13 protein-coding genes are annotated in these 17,533 nt (G+C 54.2%); 4 read left to right on the top strand and 9 right to left on the bottom strand.

Annotated features, from left to right (window positions below; genetic code table 11):
* Positions 1-208 precede the first annotated feature (208 nt).
* On the bottom strand, positions 209-985 hold the full coding sequence (locus tag ACR2PX_RS06590) for an alpha/beta fold hydrolase (RefSeq protein WP_433998567.1): 777 nt from the start codon (positions 983-985) through the stop codon (positions 209-211).
* Between the two features lie 108 nt (positions 986-1,093).
* Here ACR2PX_RS06590 and ACR2PX_RS06585 point away from each other — a divergent pair, with 108 nt between their 5' ends.
* Entirely contained in the window at positions 1,094-4,540 is a 3,447-nt protein-coding gene (locus ACR2PX_RS06585; RefSeq protein WP_433998566.1) for a hybrid sensor histidine kinase/response regulator, read from the top strand.
* Here the strand turns inward: ACR2PX_RS06585 and ACR2PX_RS06580 are convergent.
* Positions 4,535-5,203, bottom strand: coding sequence for a response regulator transcription factor (locus ACR2PX_RS06580; RefSeq protein ID WP_433998565.1), 669 nt, complete (start codon positions 5,201-5,203; stop codon positions 4,535-4,537). The two genes, ACR2PX_RS06585 and ACR2PX_RS06580, sit on opposite strands and share 6 nt — an antisense overlap.
* A gap of 251 nt (positions 5,204-5,454) precedes the next feature.
* Complete coding sequence (locus ACR2PX_RS06575) at positions 5,455-6,153, bottom strand: lysophospholipid acyltransferase family protein (RefSeq protein ID WP_433998564.1); 699 nt, start codon at positions 6,151-6,153, stop codon at positions 5,455-5,457.
* 305 nt (positions 6,154-6,458) lie between these two features.
* Between ACR2PX_RS06575 and dinB the strand changes: the two genes are divergently transcribed.
* Positions 6,459-7,568: a DNA polymerase IV gene (dinB, locus tag ACR2PX_RS06570; RefSeq protein ID WP_433998563.1), complete on the top strand. Its 1,110-nt coding sequence runs from the start codon at positions 6,459-6,461 to the stop codon at positions 7,566-7,568.
* 66 nt (positions 7,569-7,634) lie between these two features.
* Entirely contained in the window at positions 7,635-8,027 is a 393-nt protein-coding gene (locus ACR2PX_RS06565) for a DUF2721 domain-containing protein (protein ID WP_433998562.1), read from the top strand.
* A 152-nt stretch (positions 8,028-8,179) separates the two neighbouring features.
* Here ACR2PX_RS06565 and ACR2PX_RS06560 read toward each other — a convergent pair whose 3' ends face one another.
* From ACR2PX_RS06560 to ACR2PX_RS06550, 3 genes are all read right to left on the bottom strand, one after another.
* A complete protein-coding gene (locus ACR2PX_RS06560) occupies positions 8,180-8,770 on the bottom strand; it encodes a paraquat-inducible protein A (RefSeq protein ID WP_433998561.1) in 591 nt (196 codons plus the stop codon).
* A 78-nt stretch (positions 8,771-8,848) separates the two neighbouring features.
* Positions 8,849-10,585 (bottom strand): single-stranded-DNA-specific exonuclease RecJ, encoded by a 1,737-nt coding sequence (recJ, locus tag ACR2PX_RS06555; protein ID WP_433998603.1) that lies wholly within the window; start codon positions 10,583-10,585, stop codon positions 8,849-8,851.
* Between the two features lie 428 nt (positions 10,586-11,013).
* Positions 11,014-12,183: a hypothetical protein gene (locus ACR2PX_RS06550; RefSeq protein ID WP_433998560.1), complete on the bottom strand. Its 1,170-nt coding sequence runs from the start codon at positions 12,181-12,183 to the stop codon at positions 11,014-11,016.
* 466 nt (positions 12,184-12,649) lie between these two features.
* Between ACR2PX_RS06550 and ACR2PX_RS06545 the strand changes: the two genes are divergently transcribed.
* A complete protein-coding gene (locus tag ACR2PX_RS06545; protein WP_433998559.1) occupies positions 12,650-13,204 on the top strand; it encodes a glutathione peroxidase in 555 nt (184 codons plus the stop codon).
* A 52-nt stretch (positions 13,205-13,256) separates the two neighbouring features.
* On the opposite strand, the gene thrC is transcribed toward ACR2PX_RS06545, so the two are convergent.
* From thrC to ACR2PX_RS06530, 3 genes are all read right to left on the bottom strand, one after another.
* A complete protein-coding gene (gene thrC, locus ACR2PX_RS06540) occupies positions 13,257-14,669 on the bottom strand; it encodes a threonine synthase (protein WP_433998602.1) in 1,413 nt (470 codons plus the stop codon).
* Between the two features lie 25 nt (positions 14,670-14,694).
* On the bottom strand, positions 14,695-15,996 hold the full coding sequence (locus ACR2PX_RS06535; protein ID WP_433998558.1) for a homoserine dehydrogenase: 1,302 nt from the start codon (positions 15,994-15,996) through the stop codon (positions 14,695-14,697).
* A gap of 213 nt (positions 15,997-16,209) precedes the next feature.
* Positions 16,210-17,325, bottom strand: coding sequence for a hypothetical protein (locus ACR2PX_RS06530; protein ID WP_433998557.1), 1,116 nt, complete (start codon positions 17,323-17,325; stop codon positions 16,210-16,212).
* Positions 17,326-17,533 lie beyond the last annotated feature (208 nt).

Below are 17,533 nucleotides of genomic sequence, written 5' to 3'. Positions count from 1 at the left end.
TGTTATTGTTGTTAACCAGACGTTCCTGGCAATTCCATTCACACGACTCTGATCGTCAGAGTTCGCTGCCAGGCTCCGAGGAAAGGGGGGGCGATAACTTTCCTGTGATCCGGGCCTTATATTACGGTTCCCGGAACGGTGCAACATTAGACTTTGGTCTGAAGAATACATTTTGACCAGAAATGGGCGGGGTCGTAAAGGGCTGGTTTCAATCTGAATGCTGTGCCTTGCTGAACTGTCCATGCTCAAGGAAATACAGCGTCTGCTTTGCCACTTCTTTGTTGAACCGCATCATGGAGTGGCCCACATCAATTTCTACGTAGTCTGCCATGTTCGCCAGCTTTGTTGAGCTGGCAGCAACCAGTCCGTCATTTTTCTCTCCGAAAATCCTGTCACTGAGAAACCAGCCATTGGTGCCGGCGATGACACCAGGCCGAAAATCAGGAAGGGGAAGCTTTTGGGGGAAGCCTTCCTGGGTGGTGCCCAGGGATAGGGTCGTGTCACCGAGTCTGTTCATCCACCAGCGGTCTTCGTAGTGGTCAACGATGGCACTGCCCTGGTTGGGCGTGCCAATCATTATCACCTGTCCCAGCTTTTGCCTTAACTTTTCGCTCTGTGGCTGGCTGAAATAGGCCCGGGTCAACAGTCCGCCCAGGGAGTGGCCGACGAAATGGACTTTCACAGCATCATGGCAGCAGCTGTTGACCTGCCTGGTGACATCGTTCACCACTTCACCCATGGGCCTGCCCAGGGAGGAATAGTCAACCACAAAGGTCCTGTAGCCCGCTTTCTCAATACGACCTGTCAGGCTGCGCATGGCAAAACCACTGCGGGCCAGGCCGTGAATAATCACAACGGTTTCGTTATGCCGGGATGGCTGGACATCCTGGGTTGTCGTACAACCTGCCAGGAAGAGCAACAGTGACAGTGACAGGGCAATGGCTTTCAGCATGGGCGTAAAGAATAACAGGGACGTTGTCTGCATTATACGCTGAATATAGCTGGTGCAGATGAGCAAAGCTTCTGATGATTCATGTAAACCGGGTTCTGTGGTATTTTCGCCCTGCATCTCGGCAAAAAAGAAGCAATACAAATGACCGGATGGCTGCTGGCGTTGATCGCCCTGGTGTATGTCGGAGTTCTGTTCACGGTCGCCTGGTTTGGTGACCGCAGCGGTGCCGCCTGGCGCGAGCACTGGCGCCCATTGATTTACAGTCTGTCCCTGGCGGTCTACTGCACATCGTGGACATTCTTTGGCGCAGTAGGACAGGCCAGTGAGAATCCCTGGTCGTTCCTGCCCATCTACCTGGGTCCGATCCTGATGTTCGTGCTGTTCTGGAAGCTGCTGGCCAAGCTGATTCTGGTCAGCAAGAAAGAGAACATTACCTCCATTGCTGACTTCATCGCCTCCCGCCATGGCAAGTCCAGGGCACTGGCGACTCTGGTCACCCTGATCCTGATAGCCGGTATCCTGCCTTATATCGCCCTGCAGCTGAAAGCCATCGTCATGGGGTTTGATCTTCTTTCCGAAGGTCAGAGTGAGCAGTGGAACCGTCAGGACCTGGCGTTAATCGTGACAGTGACTCTGGCGGTCTTTGTTGTGGTGTTTGGCACCCGTCACCTCTACACCACTGAGCATCAGCACGGTGTGATGACCGCCATCGCCTTTGAATCCCTGCTGAAGCTGGCCGCTTTCCTGCTGGTGGGAGCCTGGGTGACCTGGCAGTTTCTGAGTGACAGCTGGCCTGTAAACGTCAGCCTGCCTGAGCGTTCACCATCGGGCGGTTTGCTGGAAACCATGGTCGTTCCCACTCTCATGGCCATGGCGGCCATTATCTGCCTGCCCCGGCAGTTCCACGTGATCGTGGTGGAAAACGCCAGTATGAAGGACTTCCACCGGGCCCGGTGGCTTTTTCCTGCTTACCTTGTGCTGGCTTCCCTGTTTGTTCTGCCCATGGCTCTGGCCGGCAATAGCCTGCTGGGAAACTCAACGTCGCCTGACTCCTATGTCATAGCCCTGCCGTTGGCTCTCGGAAATGATGGCATGGCGCTGCTGGCCTACATGGGAGGCGTATCAGCCGCCATCAGCATGGTGATTGTGGCTACCATTGCTCTTTCCACCATGATTTCTAACGAAATCCTTATGCCGCTGTTGCTGCGCAAGTCCAGGGATAACTCCGTAGATTTCTACCGCTTCAGTGGCCTGCTGCTGAATGTCAGGCGCACCACCATTCTCTGTCTGCTGCTTATGGCCTATGTGGTGTTTCGGCTGATAGATAACAGTGGCTCCGGCAGTCTGGCAGGTTTAGGTCAAATGTCGTTTGCTGCGGTAGCCCAGCTGGCCCCGGCCGTTATCGGTGGGCTGTATCTGAAAGAGAGCAATAGCAAGGCAGTGGGGCTCGGGCTGGTGGCAGGTAGCGGCATCTGGTTCTACACCCTGATGCTGCCACTGATGATCAATGCCGGGTGGTTGAAGAGTGACCTGTTGTTGCATGGGCTCTTTGGTATTGAAGCACTGAAGCCCGGCGCCCTGTTCGGATTTGAAATGACGGGGACTGTGGTGGGAGCATCGGTGTTGTCATTTTCCGTTAACCTGATTCTGTACAGCCTTGGCTGCCTGTACTTCAAAGTGGATTCCGCTGAAAGACGACAGTCGCGGCGTTTTGTCGATGCTTCCTGGGAAGATTCCAGTCAATACCGGGAAGAGAAAGTCGCCCTGGAAGACCTGCAGACACTGGCAAAGCGCTTCCTGGGAGAGAACCGGACAGCCAGGCTTATGGAGCAGTTCGCTCCCTCGGGCCGCTATGCTGACAGTGACCTGATCAGTGCCACCGAGCGTCACCTGGCTGGAGTCATGGGCGCATCGTCGGCCAAAGTGGTTATGAAGTCGGCGCTGGCCGGCGACACTGTACAGCTTGAAGACGTTGAGGCCATGGTGGATGAAGCCCATGAGGTGTTCCGCTTTAACCGGGAGCTGTTACGTGGCGCCATTGAGCATATCAGTCAGGGGATCAGTGTCGTTGACCGGGATTTGCGGCTGGTGGCGTGGAACCGTCGTTACCTGGAACTGTTTTCTTACCCGGATGACCTGATCCGGGTTGGACGGCCAGTTTCCGAGATTATCCGTCACAATGCCGTCAATGGGCTGTGCGGTCCGGGTGATCCGGAAGAACACGTCCTTAAAAGGGTGCAGTTCATGCGTGAGGGAACCGCCCATAAATCCGAGCGGGTCCGGCCCGATGGGCGGGTTATCGAGATGCGCGGCAACCCCATGCCGGGTGGCGGGTTTGCCATGAGCTTTACCGATATCACCGAGTTCCGGGATGTCGAGCATGCCCTGCAAGACATCAACGAAAGTCTGGAGCAACGGGTGCAGGAAAGAACCCGTGAACTCTTTGACTTGAACCGGGAGTTGATGCGCGCCAAAGGGCAGGCAGACCGGGCCAACCGTCTGCGTTCTCGCTTTTTTACAGCTGTCAGCCATGACCTGATGCAGCCCATGAATGCTGCCCGGCTCTTTGCCGCCTCCCTGGAATCTTCAGTGACGGATGCGCAGAACCAGGAATTGATCCGCCATCTGGGCAGTTCATTGAAAGCCGCTGAGGAGCTGCTCAAGGATCTGCTGGATATGTCCCGGCTTGAAGCCGGCCAGTTAATTGCGGAAGTCAGGGAGTTCCCCCTGTCAGAATTGCTCGATCCTCTGAAAACCGAGTTTGAACGGCTGGCAGGAGAAGAGGGACAGGTTTTCAGGCTGGTGGGCAGCAAGCTCTGGGTCCGCAGTGACCCGGTCCTGCTGAGGAGAATTCTTCAGAACTTTTTAACCAACGCCCTGCGCTACTGTCGTACGGATGGTGGCAGGGTCATGCTGGGTTGTCGTCGTCGGGGCAATACGCTGGTGGTTGAAGTCAGGGACAATGGTCAGGGCATTCCTGTCGAGAAGCAGGAGCTGGTGTTTGCCGAATTCCAGCGGTTTCATACCGATGGCAAAGGCCTGGGTCTGGGCCTGGCAATTGCCAGGGGCGTTGCCGAGCTTCTGGGACACTCTCTGTCTGTTCGTTCGCGGCCGGGAGCTGGCACTGTGTTTACGGTTTCCCTGCCAGTTGTTCAGCCCCGCGTTATTAAACGGCAGCTGGAGGTGCAGTCCGACACCTCGTTGGCAGGGCTCAATGCGTTCTGCATAGATAATGAGGCGGAAATTCTGCTGGGCATGAACCGTTTGTTGACTCGCTGGGGCTGCCAGGTGGCCTGTGCTGACAGTTGTCAGAAAACCATGGAATTGCTTGGGAATGGCGATGCTCCAGACATCCTGCTGGTTGACTACCGGCTGGATGAGGAAGAGACAGGCCTGGAACTGATCGAACGGATCCGGATGAAATGCGACAGGCTGATTCCGGCAATATTGATTACCGCTGACCGGCAGGACAGCTTACAGATCCAGTGTCGTGAAGCCGATATCCGTTTTCTCGGCAAGCCAGTAAAGCCTGCTGCCCTGAGAGCCCTTATAAGTTCACTGGTGACGAAACCGGAGAGGTTGTCATGATTCCGGGGTGCTGTCCTCTGCAGGAGACGGGTCATGATCTAACTCTTTCATAACTATCACCGCCTGGGTGCGATTGCGAACGCCCAGTTTCTTGAAAATTGCCGTCACATGCGCCTTGATCGTTGCTTCCGACACTTCCAGCTCATAAGCGATCTGCTTGTTCAGCAGCCCTTCGCTCATCATGCCCAGAACCCTGAATTGCTGGGGTGTAAGCGACGACAGTCGTACTTCCATGTCATTGCTTGAGGACTCTGTCAGGGGGATACCTCTCATTGAGTCCGGCAGCCAGGTTTCCCCTTCCAGAACCAGTTTTACGGCATCTTTCAGGATATTCAGTGGCGAAGACTTGGGGATGAATCCGGCGGCGCCATGCTGCATGGCTTTCTGGATAACCTGCTGCTCTTCGGCGGCAGACACCAGCACTACGGGAACATCGGGGTACTGTCCGCGTAAAAAAATCAGGCCGGAAAAACCATGTGCGCCCGGCATGTTCAGGTCAAGCAGGATTAAATCGGGCGAGGGGATCTGCTCCAGAAGGTTCTGAAGCGCGGCGATGGAGCCGGCTTCATGTATTTCCGGGTTATCCAGGCCCTGTCTCAGTGCCGCCTGCAGAGCTGCACGGAACAGAGGGTGGTCGTCAGCGATTATGATTTTTTGCTCCATCCTTTGAGCTTGCCATTAAGCCTTGAGGCTGTAAAGGCTCATTTGCGCTGACCGACCAAATGTCAGGCTGGGCCAAGCCGTGAGACAGCCTGGAAGCCTGTCCGACATAAGCTTTCGAGTATGCTCTTCATGGTAAGAGTCAGTAGAGCGAGTCAGTTTTTTCGTTGGATTTGTGCGAATAGTTGACCTATTTAAGCAAATTCAACGGAGCTGTCCAGAACGCTCAAGGCTGCGGCCGCTCTTTCTGAATTTCAGACCGAAATAGCCTTAGGTCCGACAGGCTCCTTGGGCTGGACCGGGCTGAAACAGTCCGGGAACTTGCCATTGATGCCCTGGTAGAAAGCCTGGATTTCCGCCATGTCCTTTTCCATGTTGTCACCGGGCTTCAATGCCGGGCCAAAACCGCCCACTTTGCGCTCGAAATCCAGGTAGCCCAGGATGATCGGAACATTGGCGCCCTTGGCGATATGGTAGAAACCGGTGCGCCAACGGTTGCCCCTGGAACGGGTACCCTCAGGGCAGATAACCAGCCCCAGCTGTTTGTTGCCTTTAAAGCAGCAGACTGTCTGGCTGACCAGGCTGTTGCGCTTGGTCCGATCCACGGGAATGCCGCCCAGCCAGCGCAAGACCAGGCCCAAAGGGCCCCAGAACAGGCTGGCCTTGCCCATCCAGTAACATTTCACACCACAGCGGAGGCCTATGGCGATGCCGATGAAAAAATCCCAGTTGCTGGTGTGCGGCGCAGCTACCAGGACGTAACGTGGAACTTTGGGTTTCTGGCCCTCGATTTTCCAGCCGGACAGAGAGAGCATGAGCCTGGCGAGAAACATGAGGAAATGACTGATGACAGGCGTATTGAACACAGTAACACGCATATTTTCAGTGCCTTGATGCCTTGGGTTGTGAGTTGGTTGTTGGAGAAGCAGTTCGGTCTTTTGTTTACCGATCACTGACAAAATCATTGAGGCGGATTTGACGCCTTTCTGAGATGCAAGGAAATACGTGAAATTCCGTCTTGTTAGTAGTGGGTCTGTCTGTATTTTCATGATTCTGGTGGTTATTTAACCCGAACTTACCTTGTCAGAGACGATCCGTTTGATAATTTGAAGTGATTGATAAGTGTTTCCGCTTAACTGTATAAAAATACAGTTTAAGGGTTGCTGCTGACAGGTATGGCTCGGTAGGATTGTCCTGAGCCGGGTCGCTGTTTTCGACTGCCCGGCTTTGCCGTGTTCATTGTCAAAAGTCTGATGAAATGCCCGAATCCCAGCTGACAGACACCCGTAAAATACTGCATGTGGATGCTGATGCTTTCTACTGTTCCGTCGAGGAAAGGGATGATCCCATCCTCAAGGGCAAAGCCTTTGCCGTGGGCGGCAAGGCAGAGCGCCGAGGGGTGATAGCCACCTGCAGCTATGCGGCCAGGAAAGCCGGGGTGCATTCAGCCATGGCTTCCTATCGGGCTGTCCGGGAATGCCCCCAGCTGATCATCATCAAGCCGAGGTTTGAAGCCTATAAGGAAGCTTCACAGCAGATGCACGAGATATTCCAGAAATACTCTTCCCTGATTGAACCCCTGTCGCTGGATGAAGCTTATCTGGATGTTACGGATAGCCAGAAATGCCGGGGCAGCGCCACGCTGATGGCGCGGGAAATCATGCAGGCGGTCAGGGAACAGGTGGGAATTACGGTGTCTGTTGGGGCTGCCCCCAATAAATTCCTGGCCAAGGTGGCCAGCGACTGGAATAAACCTAACGGTTTGTGTGTGATTCCCCCGGAAAAAGTTCAGGACTTTGTCTTCGAGCTGCCAGTTGAGAAAATACACGGCGTTGGCAAAGTGACGGCGGAAAAGCTGCACAACAAAGGTATTATGACCTGCGGCATGCTGCGCCAGTATTCCCGGCTTGAGTTGAGCCGCTGGTTCGGCAGTTTTGGCGAACGGCTGTGGGAGCTGGCCCGGGGAATTGATGATCGCCCGGTGGAAACAGGCCGGCGACGAAAGTCCCTGTCAGTAGAACATACCTACGATGCCGACCTGCCTGATGAGGCAGCAATCCTGGCAAAAGTTGGGGCGCTGCTGGAAGACCTTGAACAGAGGTTTAAAAAAATCAGTGGCGAATACGGCGTCAGCAAACGTTTTGTGAAAGTGAAGTTTGCCGACTTTACCCAGACGACCCTGGAAGAGTTGCTGGAAAGGAATGACCAGCCGGCGGAAGAGCATTTCAGAGCACTGATGGTCCGGGCCTGGGAACGTGGCAGTAGGCCTGTGAGGCTGCTTGGGGTCGGCGTCAGGCTGGTGGACCTCAGGGCGCCGGAGCAGCTGCTGCAGCTGGAGTTGTTTGAGCGAAGGAAAGGCCGGTTGTAATCTCTTGACAGCATTGATTGTGCAGTCGAAAGTAGCGTTTTCTTCACGGCAACCCTGAACCCCTGTATGGAATTGACGCTCACAACGCCGGCTCTTCTGTTCCCGGCCATTTCACTGCTTTTTCTCTCCTACACCAATAAGTTTCTGGCCCTGGCCTCACTGATCAGAACCTTGCATGGCCTCTATGAAAAAAAGCCCGGTAATCCACGGATCAAGGGGCAGCTTGATAATCTTCGACGACGCATGAAGCTGATCAAGCATATGCAGGGCGCCGGAATCATGAGTTTTATCTTCTGTGTGGTGGATATGTTTCTGCTGCACTTTCAGCTGAAACAGCTGGCGTTTGTCGTCTTCGGCATCAGCCTGTTGTTTCTGCTGCTGTCCCTGCTGGTCTGCCTGAAGGAGATCAAGATTTCCGTCGATGCCCTGGAGCTGCAGGTGCAGGAAATGGAGAGTTGACTGCAGCCAGAAGGGGGGAGTGGAGCCATCTCCCCGGCCGAAAGAAAACCAGCCTTATGATCCGGAGTCCTATCCACCGCTACCGGAAGGGCTGCAGCGACAATTACAGGAATGAGCTGTAGGTAATCGCCGCCGGGGCGTAAGTGGGACCTTCAGAGTTCTCTTGTTAACCACTGTCCGGCAGCCCCAGAAACCAGGCAGTAGGCTAAAAACCAGTAAAAACCATCGTGCAGGCTGGCATGAAAAGCGAGCAGGGCGCTTTCGGAGGATGCGGCGTTGGCCGCCAGGCTGGCGATGAGCACTCCCATGGCGAAGACGTCGGCCATGGACCATTTGCTGATGGCGGCGCCGATCACCAGCAGCCTGCGGTTGTCGTTGACAAAACAGGCGCCGAGCAGCATCAGGGACTTGATGCCGGGAATAACGACACTGAACGTCAGTATCAATATAGCCACCAGTCTGTAACCAAAGTTCCAGAGGTCTTCGGCTGTGCCGAGGATACTCCGGGTCTTGTCATAGACCCGGCTCTGGCCTTCCACCCGAAGATTGTCCAGGAACTGGTTGGCAATGGAGGCCATGGCCGGGTGAAGCTTCTGCTCATTGAGGACTTTCTTGCCTTCACTCACCAGGGCCTGCCGGTTCATATCCGCCTGCAGGGTCATGAGTGGCCGGGTGATTCCTGGAATCAACAGGGCCAGTGACAGGATCACGACAAGTAGGGGGGCAACTTTGCTTCTGGCCAACGGCTGGTACCTTTTTCAGAGTTTTCAGGAAAACTGCTTAAAAAGATAACAGAATAGAGCAGCCAGCCGGAACAGCAATCAGGCCGGCTCAAAATAATCCACCAGCAGCTGCAGGCTGGTCTGGCCCCGGTACTCGTTGATATCCAGTTTATAGACCACTTTGATGGTGCTGATATTCAGATTCGGCCATTGTTGGGTATCCACATTAAAGGCTATGGCGTCCAGGTAGAATTCCGAGTCGGGAACCTTCAGAACCATTTTCAGATGTTTTTTTCCCACCAGCCGCTGCTGAATGATCTGGAACAGGCCGTCGAAGCAGGGTTCCGGGAAATTCTGCCCCCATGGGCCAGCTTCCCGAAGCATCTGGGCGGTCTCCATGGTCATGTCTCCGACCAGAAGCTCCCCGTCGGTAAGAATGATCGCTTCCAGGCTCTCGTTGCTGAGCTGGCTACGTACCTCCCGGTCAAAGGCATCGACAAAGAGGGGAAAATCCGCTTTTTTGATGCTCAGGCCGGCAGCCATGGCATGTCCGCCAAACTTGATGATCAGTCCCGGATTTTCCCGCGCCACGCTGTCCAGGGCATCGCGCATGTGTAGGCCCTGTATGGAACGGGCCGAGCCTTTTATGTCGCCATCCTGCTGGCCGGAGTCCGATTCGGCAAAGGCGATGACTGGCCTGTTCAGCCGATCCTTGACCCTGGAAGCGAGAATGCCTACGACCCCCTGGTGCCAGTCTTCCCGGAACAGGCTGATGCCCACAGGCAGCTGACTCTTGTCGTCCAGTTGCAGTTTATCCAGTTCGGCCAGGGCTTCCTGCTGCATGGTCGATTCTATTTCCTTGCGCTCCTGGTTCAGACTGTCGAGCTCAGAAGCAATCTCGCGTGCGCTGTTGAGATTGTCGGTGATCAACAGCTCTATACCGGTGGACATGTCATCCAGCCGACCTGCGGCATTGAGCCTGGGGCCGAGAGCAAAGCCCAGGTCTGCGGCCACCAGTCTTTCAGGATTCCTGCCGGAGATTTCAATCAGGGCCCGAATACCGGGGCGGCAGCGTCCGGCGCGAATCCGGGCCAGTCCCTGGTGGGCCAGTATCCGGTTGTTGGCGTCCAGGCTGACGACATCAGCAACAGTGCCCAGCGCCACAAGGTCCAGCAGTTCAAAAGGGTTGAATTCGGGATCTGTGTCAAACCAGCCTCGCTGTTTCAGTTCCGTCCGGAGGGCGCACATGACGTAGAAAATGACACCGACACCGGCGGTGTTTTTGCCGGGAAAAGGGCAGTCCGGCTGGTTTGGGTTGACGATGGCATCGGCCTGCGGCAGTTCTCTGCCGGCCAGGTGGTGATCAGTCACTACCACTTTCCAGCCTTCGGCTCTGGCGGCAGCGACGCCGTCAATGCTGGAGATGCCATTGTCCACAGTCACCAGCACATCCGGTTTGTATTGTCTGGAAACTTCAACAATTTCGGGTGTCAGGCCGTAACCGTATTCAAAACGGTTGGGCACCAGGTAATTGGCGTTCCCGCCCATGGCTCTCAGGGCCAGGACTCCAAGAGCGCTGCTGGTGGCGCCATCGCAGTCAAAATCACCGACGATTAGAATGTTCTGGCCGGCAATGATGGCATCGGCCAGCAGGCTGGCGGCAACATCAATGCCCTTGAGAGAGGTGTAGTGATGAAGCCCTTTCAGCTGGCGGTTCAGCTCCCTGTCACTGCTGACATTTCTGGCGCTGTAGATTCTGGCCAGAAGCTGCGGCAGGTCGGCGCTGAAATCATGGGTCCCGGGGCCGGCCTCTCGACGAATGATCTGTTTCTGCATGGCATTAAACTGTTGGTTGATCGCCACAGGTTATCACAAAGCCGCTGTCGGGATGAGTTCTACCGCACTACAAAAGTTAAGGGAGACTGCCCGGGTTGTCAGGTGCTTTTTCTGCTTCTCTGCTATGTTGCTCGCTTCAGTCAATAAGAATGAGATTTGACCGATGAGCTTGGAAGCTAGGAGCCTGTCGGGCTTAAGCTTTCGAGCATGCTCTTCAGGGTAAGAGTCAGTAGAGTGAGTCAGATTGTCCGATGGATTTGTGCGAATAGTTGACCTATTTATGCAAATTATCGGACAATCTGGCCGCTCTTTCTGGATTTCAGTCCGAAATTTCCTTAAGTCCGACAGGCTCCTAGAGGTGCTCGAGGGTCTTCAGGCTGAATGGGATAAAATACTTGCCGGCATGGTGGTTTTTCCTGATTTAGCACTTATTGTTCACCTTCTTTGTCTTCTTCCTGAGAGGACTTTTTCTTCTCCGGTGGCTTTTGTGAGGAGGGAGCAGGAAGATAATGATCAAGCAGATAGGCTGCGGTAGTTGTTGCCACAAATACAGTGGTAACAAAAATAAGATGCCTGAGATAGCTGCCGGTATACAGTCCAGCTGCCAAATTTATCAGCTCGCCCGACACTGCAACGACACCTCCGATAACTGGATAGATAAGACTTCTGTACTGGGGGCGATTCTGAATGGATACCATCAGTCGGGCCAGTTGCTGTGTCGGTATTCTGGGAACATAAACACCCGTATCGGTTATCAGGGTGACCAGATTATCAGGATGCATAAGAATGACGATATGACCCAGAGGGGGTAGGTTGAAATGGTGGAAGCCAGTGTCATGGCTAAAGGCAATAATGAGGTTCGCAACAGCCTGATCGTGATCCAGGCCGTTCAGGGTTAAATCACTTAACTGGGCAGGTGTTTCAAGAAGGTTCTGAGTAATGGATGTCAGCTGGGTGTTGATAGAATCGGCTTCCAGCTCACTAGAGACCTGGGAGAAGACTAAATAGTTGCGGGCATTATCACTCGCATGCTGAGTAGTCAGATATAAAAAAGGCAGTATTGTCAGCATCTGCAACTGATGCTCTTCCGGGCCGGGTTGATTACCTTGTTGAAGGCTCCAGGTTGCTGCAGACAGCAACGCCAGTTGCAGGGAAATGAGTCGTATTACGGCCTGCTCCGCTGTAGTGTAAGTGCTGATTAGCAGAGTCAGCATGGGGATGGGGATAATCTGCTCAGGAGCAACGCCAGCTTCAGACAGGAGGTTCATAGCAGATGTATTGGCAGAGTTCAGGCGATTGATCAGTTGATTGGCTCTACATGTATCTCTCGAGTCTGATACTGGAGATTGCTTGATATAGACGTGATAACCTTCTACTCCTTCTACTGGCCTGTGGCAGGCGAATGAGGAGTAAATATCAAAGTGGCTATAGACCTCATTGCATTTCGTATTGGCGCATTGCAGCTCATTGTTACTGGTCAGTTGCCAGCACTTTCCCGAACATTTGGAACAGAACATATGGCCCTGGACGGTAAGGGGGAGCAGCAATACGAGAATAAAAAGCAGTACCTGAAGAGCTGCTGAGCCAGTTGTTTTCATTAGAGCCTCCGTATTTCTGGCGGGGCTCTCATAACGTAGACGCAAAATAAATGTACGTGAGTCTATTTTGACAAGGTAAATAACCGGTTAGACAAGATAGAGGAAACGCTCATTCTCATTGTAAACCGCCTCCCCGTGTAGCACGCTATCTGACAAGGAGGGTCCGCCTTCCTGTTGGCAGCTGAACTCACAGGGATATTGGGCAGTTTGAATCGTGACGTCTAGGAGCCTGTCGGACTTATGCTTTCGAGCATGCTCTTCAGGGTAAGAGTCAGTAGAACGAGTCAAATTTTTCGATGGATTCGTGCGAATAGTTGGCCTATTTAATCGAATTCATCGGAGCTGTCTAGAACGCTCAAGGCTGCGGCCGGTCTTTCTGGGTTTCAGGCCGAAATTGCCTTAAGTCCGACAGGCTCCTAAAATACAAGCTGAATGTTCCCTCCGTCGTTTATCGAGCTTTAACTCAATGCACTTCCTGCTCAGGGCTGGATTGTTTTTTCTTGTCATTCAGAATGCCCAGGCCGGCCTGCCTGAGATCAGTCTCCGGTTACTGAACAGTCAACATCAGGTCAATATTGCCGAGCGTTATGAAAGCGACGTGCTGCTGATCGTCAATACTTCGGCCTATTGCCACCATGCCCAGCAGTTTCAGGGGCTACAGGCGCTCTATCAGCGATACCGTGACAAAGGCTTTGTGGTGCTGGCGTTTCCATCCAGGGATTTCACCAGTGGTGAGACCAGGAATGAGCAGTCACTCAATGACGAGTGTCGCTTGAAGCATGACGTGACATTTCCCCTGTTCGCGGTTTCCCATGTCAGCGGCGCCAATGCCAATGCCCTGTTTCAATGGTTGAAAGAGCAGGGCGGGAGCTACCCTTCGACAGACTTCAACAAGTTCCTGGTGAGTAGAAACGGTCGACTCGTACGCTCTTTTCGTCATGACACCAGGCCTGATGATGTTCGCCTGGCTGTGGCGATTGCCAGAGAACTGGAAGGAAGTGGAGAAAAAAAGGAGCAGTGATGCAACAGACTGGATCAGCTCATCACTGACCCGGTCTGCTGAGGTGCTGTTATCAGCTGTGACGGGTGCTTTCCTGGATGAAGGATTGCAGTGTCTTCAGGTCATTTTCCAGGACACTGTAACGCTCTTCACGATCCATCAGATCGGACATGTGCTCTGGCAGCTCCGGAGGCTGTAATCCTGCTTTTTCCGCAGCCTCGGGGAACTTCACTGGATGGGCCGTTGCCAGAACCACTCTCGGCATTTCGGCCTCGATTGCTACCTCTTCCAGGGCACGAACCCCCGTTGCAGTATGCGGGTCGGCCAGGTAGCCAGTGGTAGCGTGCAGCGACTTGATGGTTTCGCAGGTGCCTTCGTCATTAGTGCGACAGCTGTCAAACAGTTCGCGGGCTTTCTCCCAGGCTGGAGCGTTGACGGACAGGGCTCCGGTTGTCTGGAAGCTGTTCATCAGGCTGGTCATGGCTTCACCGCTGCGTTCGTGCAGATCAAACAGCAGTCGCTCGAAGTTGCTGGACACCATGATGTCCATGCTGGGTGACAGTGTCTGTTGCAGGTCCAGCTTGCGGTAGTCATTGTCCTGGAAGAAACGGTGCAGAATATCGTTACTGTTGGTGGCCACTACCAGCTTGCCAACGGGCAGCCCCATGCCCCGGGCAATATAGCCGGCGAAGATATCGCCGAAGTTGCCGGTGGGAACCGAGAAAGCCACTTTCCGCTCAGGAGCGCCCAGCAGCAGTGCAGAGTGGAAGTAGTAAACCACCTGCGCCATGATGCGCGCCCAGTTGATCGAGTTAACCGCTACCAGCCTGGCTTTCTTACCTGAAGAGTCTGGCAGAAAGGACTGGTCGGAGAAGCACTGCTTCACCATGTCCTGGCAGTCATCGAAATTGCCGTGGATGGCGATGTTGTTGACGTTGCTATCAAGAACGGTGGTCATCTGGCGACGCTGGACTTCTGACACACGCTGGTAGGGGTGCAGGATAAAGATGTCCAGGGCTTCGCTGTGCCGGCAGCCTTCAATGGCGGCAGAGCCGGTATCGCCGGAGGTGGCGCCCAGGACAATGGCCCGCTCGCCTCGCTCGGTCAGAACGTGGTTCAGAAGGCGGCCAAGCAGTTGCAGGGCGAAATCCTTGAACGCCAGCGTCGGGCCGTGAAACAGTTCCATGACCCACTCGTTGCTGCCTAGTTGTGTCAGTGGCGCCACAGCCTGGTGGTCAAATGTACTGTAACTGTCGTCAATGAGTTCCTTGAGTTTGTCGTCTTCAATCTCGCCACCGACGAACGGGCAGATGACTTCGAAAGCCAGTTCATTGTAGGGAAGCCCGCGCAGGGAGCGAATCTTGTCCGGGCTGAACTGTGGCAGTTCGGCAGGCACATAAAGGCCGCCGTCCTCGGCCAGCCCCGCCAGCAGAACGTCCTTGAAACCCTTCTGCCCGCCATTGCCTCTGGTACTGATGTATTTCACTGCTTGTTCCATTTTTTTCTGATTCTTATGCCATGGCTTCAACGCGAATGCGGGTGACAGGCGCCTGCACGTCGTCCAGCTGTTCAATCTTTGCCAGCGCCTGGTCCATCAGGGATTCCTGAACCTTCTGGGTGAGGATGACAATATCCGCATAGCCATCACTTTCCCGTACGGCCTTTTGGGTCATCGCTTCGATATTGATGCCCTGTTTGCCGAGAATACTGGTTATGGCATGCATCACACCGGGATGGTCATCGGCATGAATGCGCAGGTAGCAGGCAGAGTGGGTATCGGCAATGGGAAGAACCGGGGTGTCCTGAAGCCTGTCAGAATCAAATCCCAGGGGCTTAGGGTTGGTCTGGGGAGCTTCCATCGTCCGGGCGATATCCATGATATCCGCCACCACGGATGAAGCTGTCGGCTCCGCACCGGCACCTGGGCCTACCAGCATGGCTTCGCCCACAGCGTCGGCATTTACGACCACTGAGTTCAGGACTCCGTTGATATTGGCGAGTGGCTGGCTGGCGGGTATCAGTGTCGGGTGAACCCTGAGTTCAACACCGGCACCGTTATGCCGGGCAATGCCAAGGTGTTTGATACGATAGCCCAGTTCTTCTGCATATCGGATGTCTGCCGGTGTGACCTTGCTGATCCCTTCTGTGTAGGCCTTGTTGAATTGCAGAGGGATGCCAAAGGCGATAGAGGCCATGATGGTCAGTTTGTGGCAGGCGTCTATGCCTTCCACGTCAAAGGTCGGATCCGCTTCCGCATAGCCCAGTTCCTGGGCCTCTTTGAGGACATCGCCGAATGAACGGTTCTTGTCGCCCATCTCGGTAAGGATAAAGTTCCCTGTACCGTTGATGATGCCGGCCAGCCAGTTAATGCTGTTGCCGGCCAGCCCTTCCCGCAGGCATTTGATAATGGGGATGCCGCCTGCCACGGCCGCTTCATAGGTAACAGTGACATTCTTTTCCCGGGCAGCCTGGAAGATCTCGTTGCCATGCTCGGCAATCAGCGCCTTGTTGGCTGTGACGACGTGTTTACCATGTTCAATGGCGGTAAGAATCAGGTCTTTGGCAGTGTCATATCCGCCGATAAGTTCCACGACAATATCAATGTCCGGGTTGCGCGCTACTTCGAAAATATCCCGGGAAACTTCGGTGGTGCTGGTGTCGCAGGCCGGATTGTCGCGCCTGGCACCTACCTGTCCGATGGTGATTATTCTGCCTGTCCGTGCTGCAATGGCTTCGGCATTGCGATTGAGTACATTGAATGTACCGCTGCCGACTGTACCCAGGCCACAAATTCCTACCCTGACCGGTTTCAAAATGCTTTCCCCTTGAGGCGAGATAAATTATTGCTGGCGAAGGTCTGGCGGAACGATTGATCTCACTCTGTGCCTTCCCGTCCACTGGTGTTTATTGTTTGCCCTGGCAGACCGTCGCGTATTGGTTTTACCGGGAGAGTGGCGATTATAGCCGCAAATGCCAGGGCGGCGCGATAGCAATCCACTTTGTGGGTCGGGTTTGCTCAGATGTTATTACATGACTCCCGGGGGAGGAGGGGGAGGGTGGTTATCCGGACCCCGGTTTTTTGATTTTCCTGCCTGCTGCGCGCAACTGCCGGGGTTCAGGATCCAGCGAAAAGGGTGGATCGCCACTGAAATAGGAACCAGCGCATAAGTCGTCTCGTTGCCGGCGCTTCCTACTACAACATAGTGATGTTCTCCACCAGATGTAACCTGCATGAAGTTGCACCACCATGAGCCGCCCGGTGCGGGAATGGCGTTAACGGTTGTGATGCCGGAGATCTCGTTGTGTATCCCGGTGATTTCAGGAGGCGCCATGGCTGGAGGGGAGACAAAAGAAAACTGCAGGTTCGCTATGTTGTGCTGGCAGCCTGGCAGTCTAAGATAGCTGCCACCGAGACTGGGGCACTCCATTCTGGAGTTTCTGATGATAAAAGGTGTGGGGTGGGCGCTTCCGGGGCGGATTAGTGGCAGCCCTCCACTCATGCCCGCGGAGTCCAGTTGACTGGCTGCCCTTTTTGTTTGACTGAGCCAGGCTCGCACTTGTTGCAGCAGGTCAAAGTAGGAGTGTGAGGCAGGTTGCTGAGGGCCTTGAGTGATGGATACCTCCTGAGATTCAATGGAGCAGAGCCAGGGAGTCTGTTGGATCAGTTGTAAATCCAGTTGGCCAAGTGCCTGAACTATACCCTGAATAACAGGGTTATTCGGGTTGTCTGGAGTTGAAGTGTCTATCTCAATCTGGTACTCGGCGAATTGAAGAGCCCCGGAGCCCTGCAGTGGTGTATGGATAGACCCCAGGGGGATCTGATGCCATGTGTTGTCGTCCAGGTGCGGGCCGTCATTAAGAGGTAGTCCGCTTCCCTGGGGAAGCGGACTGATGTGATGGCTGAGAATGTTATTGGCGGGAGCCGGTGCTGTTGGGTGTATGACCTGATTGGTGACAATCCAGGCCAGTGGTTGGTTGGGAGCACTTCGATGGACGCTGGCCAGCAGGTAGGTAAATGGAGTCCTTAGGTTGCTGAACCTGTTGAGAGGAGCCCATGTCTGATGGCTGTAGAGCAGAAGGTAGAAGGAAAGAAGTGAAACCAGAAGGGGTTTTGACGTTCGTTTCGTAATGCAATTGAACATAACCATATACCCAAATCCGATACACCCAAAAGATAGACCGGTCTGGCAGGATATTGGGCTGGTTAGGGGTAATTGCTTAGGGCCCGGATATTTCATAAATTGCTGCGATGATCGCGCAGAACCTTGTGGCACTAAGGAATTTTGCGATTGAGCGCCGTACTGGTGTGTACGGTCGATTGAGCAAAACTTTCTTAGTGCTGCAAGGGGC

It is taken from the genome of Endozoicomonas sp. (genome assembly GCF_051008435.1).
Classification (GTDB): Bacteria; Pseudomonadota; Gammaproteobacteria; order Pseudomonadales; family Endozoicomonadaceae; genus Endozoicomonas_A.
The sequence above is the reverse complement of the archived record's forward strand: the minus strand, read 5'-3'. Positions and strand labels throughout refer to the sequence as shown.